General features: G+C 48.9%; 10 protein-coding genes. 8 read left to right on the top strand and 2 right to left on the bottom strand.

Features of this window, described 5'->3' with window-relative positions:
* Positions 1-83: 83 nt before the first annotated feature.
* The 5 genes from PSBA01_RS04205 (at position 84) to PSBA01_RS04185 (ending at position 7,039) form a co-directional block, all read left to right on the top strand.
* The gene (locus PSBA01_RS04205; RefSeq protein ID WP_186475138.1) at positions 84-1,694 is read left to right on the top strand and encodes a carboxyl transferase domain-containing protein; all 1,611 of its coding nucleotides are present in this window, start codon (positions 84-86) and stop codon (positions 1,692-1,694) included.
* Positions 1,695-1,865: 171 nt separating this feature from the next.
* Positions 1,866-2,684 carry an enoyl-CoA hydratase/isomerase family protein gene (locus PSBA01_RS04200; protein WP_186475137.1) on the top strand — a complete coding sequence of 273 codons (819 nt, stop codon included), beginning with the start codon at positions 1,866-1,868 and terminating at the stop codon, positions 2,682-2,684.
* Between the two features lie 70 nt (positions 2,685-2,754).
* Entirely contained in the window at positions 2,755-4,872 is a 2,118-nt protein-coding gene (locus tag PSBA01_RS04195) for an acetyl/propionyl/methylcrotonyl-CoA carboxylase subunit alpha (RefSeq protein ID WP_186475136.1), read from the top strand.
* 15 nt (positions 4,873-4,887) lie between these two features.
* Entirely contained in the window at positions 4,888-5,808 is a 921-nt protein-coding gene (locus PSBA01_RS04190; protein ID WP_186475135.1) for a hydroxymethylglutaryl-CoA lyase, read from the top strand.
* 43 nt (positions 5,809-5,851) lie between these two features.
* Positions 5,852-7,039: an isovaleryl-CoA dehydrogenase gene (locus tag PSBA01_RS04185; protein WP_186475134.1), complete on the top strand. Its 1,188-nt coding sequence runs from the start codon at positions 5,852-5,854 to the stop codon at positions 7,037-7,039.
* A gap of 240 nt (positions 7,040-7,279) precedes the next feature.
* On the opposite strand, the gene PSBA01_RS04180 is transcribed toward PSBA01_RS04185, so the two are convergent.
* The gene (locus PSBA01_RS04180) at positions 7,280-8,008 is read right to left on the bottom strand and encodes a pantothenate kinase (RefSeq protein ID WP_071002319.1); all 729 of its coding nucleotides are present in this window, start codon (positions 8,006-8,008) and stop codon (positions 7,280-7,282) included.
* A gap of 71 nt (positions 8,009-8,079) precedes the next feature.
* Positions 8,080-9,051, bottom strand: coding sequence for a biotin--[acetyl-CoA-carboxylase] ligase (locus PSBA01_RS04175; RefSeq protein ID WP_186475133.1), 972 nt, complete (start codon positions 9,049-9,051; stop codon positions 8,080-8,082).
* Between the two features lie 440 nt (positions 9,052-9,491).
* On the opposite strand from PSBA01_RS04175, the gene PSBA01_RS04170 reads away from it, so the two are divergent.
* From PSBA01_RS04170 to PSBA01_RS04160, 3 genes are all read left to right on the top strand, one after another.
* Positions 9,492-10,295, top strand: coding sequence for a sulfite exporter TauE/SafE family protein (locus tag PSBA01_RS04170; protein WP_058024500.1), 804 nt, complete (start codon positions 9,492-9,494; stop codon positions 10,293-10,295).
* Positions 10,296-10,345: 50 nt separating this feature from the next.
* Positions 10,346-11,287, top strand: coding sequence for a hypothetical protein (locus PSBA01_RS04165; RefSeq protein ID WP_186475132.1), 942 nt, complete (start codon positions 10,346-10,348; stop codon positions 11,285-11,287).
* A gap of 66 nt (positions 11,288-11,353) precedes the next feature.
* Positions 11,354-15,277, top strand: a complete 3,924-nt coding sequence (locus PSBA01_RS04160) for an AAA family ATPase (protein WP_186475131.1) — start codon at positions 11,354-11,356, stop codon at positions 15,275-15,277.
* Positions 15,278-15,366: the final 89 nt, after the last annotated feature.

Genomic DNA, 15,366 nt, shown 5'->3' with positions numbered 1-15,366 from the left:
ATACTTAAAAAATAGCAGTTGGCATCATTCATATAAAAGCTACTCGCATTTACGTATCTATGTATCAAAGAAAAAGGGATATCATGAGCGCTATCATAACCAGTAAACTGAGTCCAAACTCAAGCGACTTTCAGCAAAACAGTGCGGCGATGCAAGCGATCGTCGATGATTTGTATGTACACTTGCGTAAAGTCGCCCAAGGTGGCTCAGAGCGCGCCCGTGCCAAGCATCTAGCACGTGGCAAGCTACTACCACGCGAGCGAGTTGAGCGTTTGCTTGATGTGGGTACGCCGTTTTTGGAAGTAGCACCGATGGCAGCGCATGACATGTATGGCGAAGAGATTCCAGCGGCTGGCGTGATTGCCGGTATTGGTCGTATCAATGGTATTGAGTGTATGATTGTCTGTAATGATGCCACGGTAAAAGGTGGCACCTACTACCCAATGACAGTCAAAAAGCATTTGCGCGCTCAAGAGATTGCGCAAGAAAATCATTTGCCGTGTGTTTATTTGGTTGATTCAGGTGGTGCTAATTTACCCAACCAAGATGACGTGTTCCCTGATAAAGAGCATTTTGGCCGTATCTTTTTTAACCAAGCCAACCTCAGTGCGGCAGGTATTCCGCAAATCGCGGTGGTCATGGGTAGCTGTACGGCTGGCGGTGCTTATGTGCCTGCCATGAGCGATGAGTCTATTATTGTCAAAGAGCAAGGCACCATCTTTTTGGGTGGGCCTCCACTGGTCAAAGCAGCAACTGGCGAAGAGGTGAGTGCAGAGGATTTGGGCGGCGGTGATGTGCATACGCGGCTCTCAGGCGTGGTCGATCACTTAGCGCAAAACGACACTCATGCGTTATCCATCGCCCGTAATATCGTCAGTCACCTCAACCGCCCTGCCAAACACATTCCTAATCAAATTACGCCCAAGCCGCCACGTTATGACGCCAAAGAGCTGTACGGTGTCATTCCAACCGATAAGCGCAAGCCATTTGATATCAAAGAAATTATCGCGCGTATCGTTGATGACAGTGCATTTGATGAATTCAAAGCGCGCTTTGGCACGACATTGGTTTGTGGATTTGCGCATATCGAAGGGATGCCTGTGGGTATCATTGCTAATAACGGCATTCTATTCAGTGAGTCAGCACAAAAAGGCACGCATTTCATCGAGCTGTGCTGTAAGCGCAAAATTCCATTGGTATTTTTGCAGAATATCACAGGCTTTATGGTTGGGCGTAAATACGAAAACGAAGGCATTGCCCGCCACGGTGCCAAAATGGTGATGGCAGTTGCCAATGCCAAAGTACCGAAATTCACCGTCATCGTTGGTGGCTCGTTTGGCGCGGGTAACTACGGTATGTGTGGCCGTGCTTACAGTCCGCGCTTTTTGTGGATGTGGCCAAATGCCCGTATCTCTGTCATGGGCGGTGAGCAAGCAGCCTCGGTCTTGGCAACGGTCAAGCGTGACAATTTTGACCGTAAGGGTGAGGCGTGGAGTGAGGAAGATGAGGCGGCATTTAAAGCACCAATTCGTGAAATGTATGAAGCGCAAGGTCATCCCTATTATGCCACCGCGCGCCTGTGGGACGATGGCGTGATTGATCCTGCTGATACCCGTCATGTATTGGCATTGGGACTGAGCGCTGCCTATAACGCACCGATTGAAGAGACGACTTTTGGTGTCTTTAGAATGTAAGCGCTAAGGTCTGCTCGTGATGAGAGAGTGGTGCGACAATCTTTTTAAATACGATTCTACCGCGACATCGGGTTTTGACATCTTACTTTCTTGTATGAGCATTATGATGGATGACCCAAACGTTGGGCTAAGTATTTACATAGACATATAAATAGGAACATAGAGAAAGTTATGAAAGAAGCAAAATCAAAAAATAGTAATGATTATAAAATTCTATTAGTCGATATAAAACAACACGTCGCTACCGTGACGTTAAATCGTCCCGAGATACGCAATGCCTTTAATGACGAGATGATCGCCGAGCTGACAGAGGCTTTCACCACCCTTGGTGCGGATGACGAGGTGCGTGTCATTGTGTTAGCCGCTGCTGGTAAGGCATTTTGTGCAGGCGCTGATCTTAACTGGATGCGCGCCATGGCGGATTATAGCTATGAAGAGAATCTTGCGGATGCGGATAAATTGGCGCAAATGCTCAAGACGATTTATGAATGTCCCAAGCCGACGATTGCGGCAATCCAAGGCGATGTCTATGCAGGTGGTATGGGTCTCGTTGCCGTCTGTGATGTGGCCATCGCCGTGAAAATTGCCAATTTTTGCCTGAGCGAAGTGCGCTTGGGCTTGGCACCTGCCACCATTAGTCCTTATGTCATCCGAGCGATGGGCGCTAGAGCTGCACAGCGTTACTTCTTAAGTGCTGAGGTGTTTGATGCCAAAAAAGCACGTCAGCTTGGCTTTATTCACGAGCGCGTGAGCGAAGAGTGGCTGGATGATGAAGTGGCGGCATTCTGTAGCAAGGTCGTCAAGAACAGCCCCGATGCGGTCAAAACCTGCAAACAGCTATTACACGATGTTGCTGGCGCGCCCATCACTGATGAGCTGATTGCCGATACGGTAAAAGGTATCGCGGATATTCGCGCATCAACACAAGGAAAGGAGGGCGTGCAAGCATTTTTGCAAAAGCGCAAGCCTGATTGGTTGACAGCAAACTAACGATAAACGAATAGATAAACGGACAAATAGACAAGACGTCAAATAATAACGACAAGATACAGGGATAGTTATGTTTTCTAAAATTCTAATTGCCAACCGTGGTGAAATTGCTTGCCGAGTGGCCGCAACTGCCAAGCGTCTTGGCGTCAGTACCGTCGCTGTTTATTCTGATGCTGATCGCGAAGCCAAGCACGTGGCGGTTTGTGATGAAGCGATCTATCTAGGCGGTTCGGCACCGAAAGACAGCTATCTCAAAGGTGATGCCATTATTGCCATCGCCAAGCAAACAGGTGCTGAGGCCATCCACCCAGGCTATGGGTTTTTGAGTGAAAACGCCGATTTTGCACAGGCCTGCCAAGATGCTGGTTTGGTGTTTATCGGACCCTCTGCTGAGGCGATTCGCGCCATGGGCGGCAAATCTGAGTCCAAGCGCTTGATGGAGGCCGCTGGCGTGCCGCTGATACCCGGCTATCATGGTGACAATCAAGACGCCCAGTTTTTGCAGCAGCAAGCAGATGCTATTGGCTATCCTGTCTTAATTAAAGCGAGTGCAGGCGGCGGCGGCAAAGGCATGCGTATCGTTGAGCAAAGCAGTGATTTTATTGACTTGCTTGACTCGTGCCGCCGTGAAGCAATTACCAGTTTTGGCAATGATCAAGTGTTGATCGAAAAATATGCGCTCAAACCACGCCATATCGAAATCCAAATATTTGGCGATACGCATGGCAACTATGTGCATCTGTTTGAGCGGGATTGCTCCGTGCAGCGTCGCCATCAAAAAGTATTAGAAGAAGCGCCAGCACCGGGTGTCGATACGGCCATGCGTGAAGCGATGGGTACGGCTGCAATTGAGGCGGCGCGTGCGGTTAATTATGTCGGCGCTGGCACGGTTGAGTTTATTGTGGAGCAGCGCGAAGGCACGATGAATTTTTATTTCATGGAGATGAACACGCGCTTGCAAGTTGAACATCCGGTCAGCGAAGCCATTACTGGTGTGGATTTGGTCGAGTGGCAACTGTTGGTCGCTGCGGGTCAGTCATTGCCAAAAGCACAAGACGATTTGACGATCAATGGTCATGCGATCGAAGCGCGTATCTGCGCTGAAAACCCTGACAATAATTTTTTACCAGCGACAGGAACGTTGTTTACCTACCAGAAGCCTGAGCACAGCACCTTTGTCATTGATAAAAACGGCGCTGATGTGCGTATCGATGATGGCGTATGCGAGGGTGATGTCATCAGTCCCTTCTACGATTCTATGATTGCCAAGCTTATCGTCCATGCGCCCACACGCGAGCAAGCGTTGGCGAGACTCGATCGTGCATTGGCGCAGACGCGTATCGTCGGTCTACCAAATAACGTGGCATTTTTGCGTTATATCTTAAATACCGACTCATTTAGCAACGCCAATCTTGATACGGCATTGATAGAGCGTGAGCAGGACAAGCTGTTTGATCAGCATCCGCTTGGATTATCGACGCTTGTGGTGACGGCTATTACGCAGCAGCTTGCGAGCGAAGCCGTATTACAAAAGGCAGACAATGACCCCTTTAGTAAGCCGACAGGGTTCCGTGCTTATAGCGATTATACTCGCACATTTAGCCTCATTTATAATGAGCAGTCATATATTGCTCGTATCAGCAATTGGCACAATGCGAGTTGCTTTGATAATAAAAAAGGGAGCGAGAATCTCAGTAGCTTTGCGCTTGTCATTGGTAAAGAAATCGCGAATACGCAGGATGATAGCAATATCAATGTCGCCGCTCAGACTGAAACGGTTTATGAAGGGCAAGTCAGCTATGATAGCAGTGATGCGCACAATCATACCTTATGGTTAGAGGGTGCACGTATCAGTGCGCAGAGCTGGGTCAATAATGAGACAGTTTATGTGTTCACAGATAGCGGACGCGATGAGATTACCTTAATTGATGTGATGGCGCATGTGGGTGAAGACACAGCAGCAGTCGGCAGCCTAAAATCACCGATGCCAGGGCAAGTCGTTGCATTCAAAGTAGCTGTTGGCGATACTGTGAAAAAAGGCGAACCACTTGCGGTCATTGAGGCCATGAAGATCGAACATACCATTACCGCACCAACTGATGGTGTGGTAGCAGAACTATTATTTGCAGCAGGTGATTTGGTCGCTGATGGTGATGAGCTACTGCGTATCGATAGTGAAAGCGAATAGAAAAGGACAATAAGCATGAGCCACTCGTATCCAAGCCATGTCACCATCGTCGATGTCAGTCCGCGTGATGGATTGCAAAACGAATCCATGACGGTACCGACCGCGGTTAAACAAGCCTTAATCAATGATTTGATTGACGCAGGGATTAAAAAACTGGAGGTGACCAGTTTTGTCTCGCCAAAGTGGGTGCCACAAATGGGCGATAACAGCGCGTTACTGGATGCGCTTGCGCCAACGCGGCAGAAGGACGTTTGTTACTCAGTACTCGTGCCCAATATGCGCGGCTTTGACAATGCGATTGCCTATCGTCCTGATGAAATTGTTATTTTTGGCTCAGCCAGCGAAACCTTTAGCCAAAAAAATATCAATTGCAGTATCGATGAGAGTATTGAGCGTTTCGCGCCCGTTGCCGCTGCGGCAAAAGCGCAAGGTATCAAAGTACGCGGCGTTATCTCTTGTACCGTTGGTTGTCCTTATGAAGGCGAGATTGACCCTAGCCAAGTCGCTTACGTGACCAAGCGGTTGATTGAGATTGGTTCAGAGCAGATTGGCATTGCCGATACGATCGGTGTGGGTACGCCGCTCAAAGTACAGCGTGCCCTACAAGCAGCGCTTGAGTATGCTGATATTGCCATGTTATCAGGTCACTTTCATGATACTTACGGTCAAGCACTCAGCAATACCCTAGCGGCATTACAAATGGGTGTCAGCGAATTTGATACCTCAGTCGCAGGCCTCGGTGGCTGTCCGTATGCCAAAGGCGCAACGGGCAATGTCGCGACCGAAGATGTGGTATATATGCTGCATGGTATGGGTATTAGCACGGGTATCGATTTGGAAAAATTGGTCGTGGCAGGCGAGCGTATTAGTGGGTTTTTAAAGCGTCCAAATGGCTCAAATGTGGCACGGGCTTTGATTAATAAACGTCAGTCTTAAAAAATTATCGTAAAAATGAAATACTAAAAAACAAGGAATGGTTATGAGTTTACCTGGATTGAATTTTCAGCTTGGCGAAGATATTGACGCGCTACGTGATGTCGTACAGCAGTTTGCGGCCAATGAGATTGCCCCGCGTGCAAGCGAGATCGACAGCAGTGATGAGTTCCCTATGGATCTGTGGCAAAAGATGGGCGATCTGGGTCTACATGGCATTACCGTCCCTGAAGAGTATGGCGGCTCCAACATGGGCTATGTCGCTCATATGGTGGCGATGGAAGAGATTAGCCGAGCGTCGGCATCGGTGGCGCTTAGCTATGGTGCGCATTCTAACTTGTGCATTAACCAAATCAAACGCAACGGCTCTGAAGCACAGAAACAAAAATATTTGCCAAAACTCATCAGCGGCGAGTTCATCGGTGCATTAGCAATGAGTGAGACCGGTGCTGGCTCAGATGTCGTCAGCATGAAGCTCAAAGCCGAAGAAAAAGACGGCAATTACATCTTGAACGGTAGCAAAATGTGGATCACCAATGGCCCTGATGCGGATGTGATGGTGGTCTATGCCAAGACCAATCCTGAGATGGGTGCCAAAGGTATGACCGCCTTTATCGTAGAAAAAGGTATGGAAGGGTTTGGTACCGCGCAAAAGCTCGACAAGCTTGGCATGCGTGGTAGCCATACGGGTGAGATGACTTTTAACAATGTGACAGTACCAAGCGACAATATCTTGGGCGGTCTCAATGAAGGCGTTAAGGTACTCATGAGTGGCCTAGATTATGAGCGTGCCGTATTAGCCGCAGGGCCTATCGGTATCATGCAGGCGGTGATGGACAATGTCGTCCCTTATATCCATGAGCGCAAGCAGTTTGGTCAAGCAATTGGTGAGTTTCAATTAATCCAAGGCAAAGTGGCTGATATGTATACTATTTTGCAGGCAGGTCGTAGCTTCTTATACACCGTGGGTAAAAACCTCGATATGCTAGACGCGCACGGCGCAGGACACAGCCGAGAAGTGCGAAAAGACTGTGCTAGTGTGATTTTATGGTGTGCCGAAAAAGCCACATGGATGGCAGGTGAGGGCATTCAGATATTTGGCGGTAATGGGTATACCAACGAGTATCCACTCGGTCGCTACTGGCGCGATGCTAAGCTGTATGAGATTGGCGCAGGTACTAGCGAGATTCGTCGTATGCTGGTCGGTCGTGAGCTGTTTAATGAGACCAAATAAAAAAGGGTTAGGGCAGTATAGTCAGTCAATATTAAAAGTGGTACAAGGCAGACGAGTGCAAGTACTACAGTAGTAGGCTAAACGAGTCTAACGCTGTAACGCTTTAATAGTGGTTCGACTATAGCTAGCAAAGCTTCGACCTTATAAAAGAGAAAAGTATCTAATAAAAAAGCAGCACGCTTTAAACGTGCTGCTTTTTTTGTCAGTGTGACAGTATGATATTGGCTTATCTATGATGGATTATGACTTATTACGATAATCAAAATACCGTGCCAGACCATTTAATAATAAATCATCGCGCAAGCGTACGGGGCGATTGACATGCTGCGAGATAGTGGCTGCATCGCCGCCTGTCATGATCACCTCAAAGTTTGGGTGACGACGACTAATCTCATTGATTGCACCAACGATAGAGAGCAAGATGCCACGGTGCACCGCATCTTGGGTGGTCATGCCTTGGCTAACACTATCAAACGTGCCGTTAGAGATAGTGATTTGTTTGGTTCCAGAAAACAGAGACTCGCGTTGTAGGTAAATACTGGGGAAGATATAACCACCCAAATGCTCAGCGTGATCAATCAAGTCAATGGTCACCGCCGTACCGCAGCCGATCACGCATTGGCGTTTTTTCTTATCGACGGCGCCGAGCATCTGTAGCCAGCGATCACAGCCGAGCTGCTGGTCATTATAAGCACTTTTCATAAGCGCATGCGCGGCATCAACATGGACAAACTCAAATGGAATGTTCAAACGACTGAGCGTCTCTGATACTTGGGCATTGAGCGCATCGCCCAGTACGGATGAGATACCAATAAAGTCGGGCGCATACCGCTCAAAGCGGTCAGTCAGACCCATGAGTAATTCAGCGGGTGCTTGCAGATGCTGCTTGGCATCATGTGAGACTATCTGCCCGATATCGTCGGTCAGCCAGTATTTTAGGCGGGTATTGCCAAGATCAAGCCAGAGCATAAAAATCCCTTTATATAGCGCTCGTTAATGATGGTGCTCGTCAGTGTTATGATTAAGCCTAGGGCGTGTCCCTAATAAATAACGTCAATACGTCCAGTAAAAAGCGTAGAAATCTTACCGTTATCTTGCTGTAATTGCAAACACCCATGAGTGTCGACGCCGCAAGCGACTCCCGTCATGACTTTTTTCTCATTATTATAGTCTTGGGTAACACGTAAACGCAGACCGGCTAGCGCATCCATCGCTGCAAACTGCTGCAAAAATCTATCTAAATAATAGGTATGCCCCGTTGGTTTTTCGATGGCCAAATGCTCAAAGCGAGTCATCGCTGCCATCAGTGCTTTACTCATCTGCTGATACAATGTTTGTAAGTCTGGCAGGCGAGTGGCTTGTGTTGCTGGCTGCAGCACTGCATAGATATCTTGGAGGCTGATGGCCTGATAACTCATCCCCTCAGAGGTTTGCGCGGTGAGTGTTGGCGCAGCTTTTACATTTAACCCAATGCCTAGCACCACACCAACCAGCTTGCCAGATTTGGTCACAGGTTCTATCAAGATGCCAGCGAGCTTTTGAAAGGGCAATGTGCGCTGAAGTGAGATGGCGCTGTCTAAAGCTGAACCATCGGGTGCAGAGTGCGCCAATTCAGAATGATGACTGGCTTGACTCTGATAAAACCCCAAATCATTTGCCCATTTCACCCCAATTGGCGTCAGACCTTGCGCTTGTAGTTGCCCATTTACGGTTTGGATAACAGGCATTTTTGCCAGCTCAAGACCAATAATCAAAGACAGTAGCCCACTGATCGGCATATGCACCGGATGGTACAACGACAGGTAGACATTGCCGCGCGGTGATTGCCACGAGCGCCCATGTTGACCACGTCCCGCGCTCTGCGTCTCTGCGGTCAAGACGTGTACGGTAGCAGCATCTAGCGTGCCATCTTGCAGCGCTGCGATCAGCTCGCTGTTGGTCGAGGCGCTACTGGCAACGTGACGGTGGTTAAGCTCGGATAAAGCGGGAGAAAAATTGATGAGTGGTGGCATAAGTTTAATCGATGTGGTTAAAGGAAACTTTGATATACTAAGCGGTTACCAAAGACAGCATAAAGGTCACGTTGAGATTTGGCAAATACAGTTAAGTGCGCTAAGAAACCAGTAAGTAGGCAATAAAATTAGGGCGTGTTGAACATTCGCAAATAGGCACTGCTGATCGCTAAAATTGTTCCAGACAAGGCACAAAGCGACGATAATGCAGATGCCTTAGCGAGATTTGTAACGCAGTATGGGGCAATTTTAGCATCAGCCCCAACGATAAAAAGCAGGGGACAGGACTCTTTTTTGCCGCTTCATCGTTAAAAATAAGCGCTTAGAGTGACTAAACTTATTATTTTTAACATCGAATCGCCTAAAAAATAGTCGCTGTCAGTGCCATGGTCGAATGTTCAACACGCCCTAGGTCAGTATTATAAAAGGTTTGTTCTATGATGTTATATGTGTGGTTTGTGATTGCAGGGGCGTTTGCAGGTGTCAGTGCAGGCTTGTTTGGCGTGGGCGGCGGCATGATTATCGTCCCCGCACTGGTCTGGATTTTTACCGCGTACGACTTTTCGCCAGAGGTGGTGACACACCTAGCTATTGGTACGTCTCTTGCGACCATTGTTGTGACCTCGATCAGCTCACTGACGGCTCATAATAAACGCGGCGGTGTCCGCTGGGAAGTATGGCGCAAGATGGCGCTCGGCTTGGTCATCGGGAGTCTGGTCGGCGCTGGTATCGCAGATATGATTGATGGTCAGGCGCTACAAGCCATCATTGGGGTCGGTGCGCTATTGGTTGCGCTAAAAATGCTGTTCTTTTCTAACAAAGAGCAAGTGGGCAAACCGCTGCCACCTGCTGGGGTACAGTTTGGCGCTGGTACGGGCATTGGCATGGCGTCCTCTATTTTTGGGATTGGCGGTGGTAGTTTGACCGTACCGTTTTTGAACTGGGCGGGGCTGCCGATGAAGCAATCGGTCGGGACGTCAGCGGCGTGCGGTCTGCCTATTGCTCTGGCTGGCGCGGCTGGATTTGCCTGGTTTGGTCAAGATGTGGTCAATCTGCCTGAGGGCACCATCGGATTTGTCCATGTCATAGGATTTTTGTGTATTTCGGTGGCGAGCTTTGCAATGGCAAAAGTGGGTGCCAAACTCGCTCATGTATTGCCTGCCTTGATGCTCAAGCGCGCGTTTGGCGTATTATTGATATTTGCAGGAGGGCAGTTGTTATTAAGTGGATTGGGTGTGTTGTAATCACGGCACATCTTTGTTGTAAAAAATGTAAACCATGAGACATTATTAGTATGAAAGCAGCAGAAAAATATCGCCGTGTCTTTGGCTCGGTGAGGCACTTGAAAGACCAGATATCATGGACGACTGGTCTTACCAATATGGTAGAGTTTTTGGCGTGGGAGCCCAAGCAAATTCTTGGTATCACCAAAAAGCAATATGTACGCCAAATCATTGAGTGGGCCACCCAGCCTGAGCTAGCAGGCAAAAGTGTAGAAGAGATTGAACACGCCATTATCAAAAAGCTCAACGCAAAAATGCATGACACGGAGCAATTAGGAACCTATTCATCCCAAAGAGTTGGCATCTGTCATCCTAGAGAAGCTGTGCGCCGCGTAAAATTCTTTTCTGAAGAGTATCTAAATAAAGAGTTTGATATCTTTTTAAGTTTATGTAGTGATGTCTACTTAGACTCATTTTATCAGCAATTCATCGCCTTTGAACCAAATGGATCATGGTCGACACATGGTAACAGCGGATTGTTTGAGGCAAGCACCGAGCTAAAAGCGATGTATATGGACAACTTGGCCTACAACCATCAGGCGAATGTGCTGGTAGCAAACGAATTAAAATTTAATGGTCGAAAAAACCCAGATCAGCTGCTCAAGTACTGCGTGATGTATGAGCATTTGCTCGAAAAAGGCTTTATCGATAAAGGTGCCAAGTTTTTGTTGTTGTTCATCGGTGGCAGTGAGCTAGAGCACAATAAGCAGCGCTTAGCCGACCGAGAGCTGGCGCTGTGTCACAAAAGACCCAAAAAATATCAGCATCTATTAAGACCAGAGCTGTTAGACATCGTCGATCATCTGCAAGTGGCCAGTATCACGTGGTCAGCATTGATTGCGTTCAATCAGCGCTACTTAGCAGAAAACGAGGTCAGCCAAGTGGAGCAAAAACTATTACGAGGGTTTCATCAAAGCCTGAAGGCAAAATCGTTTATGCATTTAGGCGTTTAATCCTAAAAACTCACGACAATTTCAGGTAGAATAGCCGCCTGTTTTCGCCACATCTATTGACTATTCATGCGTTTAAAATCCCTAAAGCTGGCAGGTTTTAAGTCCTTTGCCAACCCAACGACCTTTACCTTTCGCCATGGTATCACCGCCATTGTCGGGCCAAACGGCTGCGGCAAATCCAATGTGATTGATGCCATACGCTGGGTGCTGGGTGAGACCTCTGCCAAGCAGCTGCGCGGCGGGGCGATGAGCGATGTCATCTTTGCTGGTACGCAAGACAAAGCGGCTAAGAGTGTGGCGAGTGTCGAGCTGACCTTTGAGCATACCCAAGATGAGCAGACAGGTATTCGCCATGAGCTTAACTTGTACCAAGAGCTTTCCGTTCGCCGTCAGGTCAATAAAGACGGACGCTCGGATTATTTTATCAATGGTACGCGCTGTCGTCGCCGCGATGTGGTCGATGTGTTCTTGGGAACAGGGTTGGGCGCGCGTAGTTATGCGGTCATTGAGCAAGGTATGATTGGGCGGATTGTTGAGTCAAGTCCTTTGCAGCTGCGTGAGTTTATCGAAGAAGCGGCTGGGGTGTCGCGCTATCAGGCGCGGCGTGAAGAGACACAAAAAAAGCTTGAGAAGACAAGAGACAATCTGGCGCGTCTGCACGATATGCAAAGCGAGCTGCTCCGCCAACAAAAGACACTGTCCAAACAGGCAGCGAGCGCGCAGCGTTATGAGGAAATCTCACTAAGCTTGGCTGATATTGAGCAGCAGCTTGCCATTCAGCAGCTCTACCAAGCCAAGCACAATCAGCAGCAGCAAAAAATCATACATGAACGCAGCGCCGCTGAAGTGTCGACATTGCAAGCCGATTATGACACGCTAAAGGCAAAGCAAGATAAGCTCACCGCCCGTATCAACCAAGAGCAATGGCTCAAAGATGATGCCCAAAGCGCGCATTACGAGCAGCAGCTGAGTTACCAAACTGCCGAGCATCAACTGAGTGATGCCACTGCACAGCTGGCAGCCATTGAGCAGCAACTGTCTCACTTAGCGCAGCAGCGTGAGCAATCACTCGCTGATATCGAGCGGCTTAACGCTGAACAAGCTGAGCAGAATCAAGCATTAGAGACGTTACGCCCACAGCTCGCTGAGCTGAGCGACAAGCGTGATAACCAAAAGCGTCATGAGCAGCCATTGCAGCGCGCATGGCATGACGCACAAAACCAGCTGTCGCGTCTGCAAGACAAGGCACGTACGCTTGAGCAGCAGCAGGCGATTAATACTCAAGCACAAAAGCGTCACCAGCAAAGCGATGATAAGTGGCAACGCCGCGCGCAAAACTGGCAAAACCTCTGGCAGCAATTGCAGCAGTCTATAGCCCCATCTGCCAGTGCTGTTAGTGCCAGTGCTGATGCAAGTCAGGCAGCGGACGAGCAAGACTTGCATCAGGTGCTAGAAGAGCAAGTCGCTAAGCTGAGCAAACAGCTACAGCAGATTGAGCGTCAGCAAGAAGGGGTGGACGAGCGTCTGTCTGAGATACAGCCGCAAGCGCATCATTTGCAGCAGCGACTGAACACGCAGCAACGCGAGCTGAGCGATGATGAAAAACGTCATGCGTTACTGGCAGGTGAATACGACACTTTGCATCAGATATTGCATCCAAAACCTATATCAAACTCTCAAAACAAAGCAGCTGCAACAAATAACACCGATAGTGGCGCTGTAAATACGCAGCAATTGGCTATTACGACGCTGCGAGAGCAGATTGAACTGAGTACGACGGGCCAAGCACACGCACAGCTGCTCGATAGTATCTTGGCGTTATGGCTAGACAGCCATGTATTAATTGCAAGCCGTGCTGATCATGTGAATGATGCGGATCAAAAAGCCAATAGTTTGAGTTTGTGGCAAGCACTTGAAGATGACATTACTGATTTACTGACTTATCAAACCATACAAAACACCTCAGCCAGTACAAAAGAAAAAACACTAGCAACGGGTCATAGCCTATGGTTGCCTGCGAAGCAAAATAAAACCAGAGACAGTGCCTTTATCAGCGACTTACCAGAGAGCTTAACTGATAAAGTGTTGCCATTATCACAGCTGATTGCGCAGCCTGCGCTTGCGCTATGGCAGCAGTGTTATCTATACACAGCGCAGTTTGAGTCTGCTAGTGAGCATGATATTAACGTGTTTGCCGATGTCTTAAAGTCATTACCGTCATCAGCGCTTCTGCTGACTGCTGATGGTTGGATCATCAGTTGTCAAGGCACGCTTAATTTGAGTAAGCTCGCTGGCGCGCAAGACGATCAAAGCGAGGGCAGCAGTCAGTTTCTCACCCAGCGTTTGGCGCAGCGCACGCGTTTGCAAACGCTAGAGGACCTACTCGGTGAGCTAGAGTTGAGCATCGACAATCAGCAAAAATCTATCGCAAAAAATCAGCGTGACTATGACGCATTGATGGTCAGTTTGGAAGAAACGCGCGCCCAAGCTGAGCAATTAACCCGTGATAAGCATAAATACCAGCAGCAACTGACGACCGAGCGCGCCAATGCCGAGCGCTTGCAAGCAGACAGCCAACGCCTGAACGCTGATAAAGTGACGCTCGAGCAGGAAAAGCAAGAGCTTGCGCATGAGGCGCAGACACTTCTTCATGAGCAGCAGGATATCGAATGCGAGATCGCCACACTCACACCGCAAATAGCAGAGGCACGAGCGACCAATCAGCAATTACAATCTGAGCGCAGCGAGTTACACCGCACACGTCAAACCGATGATGAGGCTTGGCAGGCACTGCAGCTACGTATTCAGCAGTACGAGATGCGCCTAGAGCATAGTGTTAGCAGTATGGGGCGTGCAACCGAGCAATATGACAAGTCATTAGAGAGTGAGCAGAGTCTACAGGCGCGTCACAAGCAGCAGCAAGCCAAACTGCCAGAGCTGCAAGCGGCGCTGCAGCGCGCACAGACAACGCGCGATGAGCAGCAAGCGTTACTGACCGAGCGTGATAGCGCGCTCACGGCACTAAAGCAAGCGTATTCTGAGCAGCAGACGGCATTTGATACGTTGCAAAATACCTTGCAGACGCAGCAAAGCGAACTTGCACAGCATGCAACTGAGTTAGCATTAAGTGCCGCGCGTTTGGAGGATGCAAGTAGACATACCCAAAGCGCGCTAGAGGCTTATACTCAAGTGAGTGAGAAGTACAAAACGCAAGCAGAACACTCGCAACAAACCATGAGTGTCTCAAACTTGCTGGCAGACTTTATCGCTCATGATCGCCGTGTGCGCCCAGACAAAATCGCTGAGCTTGCGTCTGAACGTGCCAAGCTTGCGCAGCAGCTGAGCAAGATTGGCGCTGTCAATCTTGCTGCTGTCGCGGAGTTGGCCGAGGTCAATGAGCGCTTGGAGCCACTTGCGCAGCAGACCACTGATATCGCCGCCAGTATGCAGACATTGACTGAAGCGATTGCTTCGATCGATGAGACGACCAAGACGCTATTTATGCAGACGCTCGATGCGGTCAATAATGAGCTGGCCAATTTGTTTGCCAAAGTCTTTGGCGGTGGGCAAGCCAGTCTGACGTTGAACACAGAAGAGATGCCAGCCAACACGCCAAAATCAGAGCAATGGCGGGCAGGGCTTACCTTGATGGCGCAGCCAAAAGGCAAGCGCAATAGCCGCCTAGCCGTACTCTCGGGCGGTGAAAAAACGCTGACCGCATTGAGCCTGATTTTTGCGATATTTAAGCAGCATCCCGCACCGTTCTGTGTGCTTGATGAAGTTGATGCGCCGCTCGATGATGCCAATGTCGCGCGTTTTACTAGCCTCATTCATGAGTTGGCAGATGACTTGCAGTTTATCTTTATCAGTCATAATAAACTGACGATGCAGATTGCCGATGAGCTAAAAGGCATCACCATGCCAAGCGCTGGTATTTCTACCCTAGTCAGCGTGTCGCTGGACGAAGCCGCGCGTTATATAGAGAGTTAAGAGACAACAGCAGATACCAAAAGCGCTATGAGAATCAAAGCGATGCAAATATAATCAATCCATCGGCATAAATCCAAGTATGCTTGACC

The sequence above is a fragment of the Psychrobacter sp. KCTC 72983 genome (genome assembly GCF_014280455.1).
GTDB classification, from domain to species: Bacteria; Pseudomonadota; Gammaproteobacteria; order Pseudomonadales; family Moraxellaceae; genus Psychrobacter; species Psychrobacter pacificensis.
This window is presented reverse-complemented; position numbering and strand designations above follow the sequence as displayed.

Bases quoted from the DNA above. Each gene is read 5' to 3' on its own strand.
- PSBA01_RS04205 (WP_186475138.1), top strand. From the start codon at position 84: ATGAGCGCTATCATAACCAGTAAACTGAGTCCAAACTCAAGCGACTTT.
- PSBA01_RS04200 (WP_186475137.1), top strand. From the start codon at position 1,866: ATGAAAGAAGCAAAATCAAAAAATAGTAATGATTATAAAATTCTATTA.
- PSBA01_RS04195 (WP_186475136.1), top strand. From the start codon at position 2,755: ATGTTTTCTAAAATTCTAATTGCCAACCGTGGTGAAATTGCTTGCCGA.
- PSBA01_RS04190 (WP_186475135.1), top strand. From the start codon at position 4,888: ATGAGCCACTCGTATCCAAGCCATGTCACCATCGTCGATGTCAGTCCG.
- PSBA01_RS04185 (WP_186475134.1), top strand. From the start codon at position 5,852: ATGAGTTTACCTGGATTGAATTTTCAGCTTGGCGAAGATATTGACGCG.
- PSBA01_RS04180 (WP_071002319.1), bottom strand. From the start codon at position 8,008: ATGCTCTGGCTTGATCTTGGCAATACCCGCCTAAAATACTGGCTGACC.
- PSBA01_RS04175 (WP_186475133.1), bottom strand. From the start codon at position 9,051: ATGCCACCACTCATCAATTTTTCTCCCGCTTTATCCGAGCTTAACCAC.
- PSBA01_RS04170 (WP_058024500.1), top strand. From the start codon at position 9,492: ATGTTATATGTGTGGTTTGTGATTGCAGGGGCGTTTGCAGGTGTCAGT.
- PSBA01_RS04165 (WP_186475132.1), top strand. From the start codon at position 10,346: ATGAAAGCAGCAGAAAAATATCGCCGTGTCTTTGGCTCGGTGAGGCAC.
- PSBA01_RS04160 (WP_186475131.1), top strand. From the start codon at position 11,354: ATGCGTTTAAAATCCCTAAAGCTGGCAGGTTTTAAGTCCTTTGCCAAC.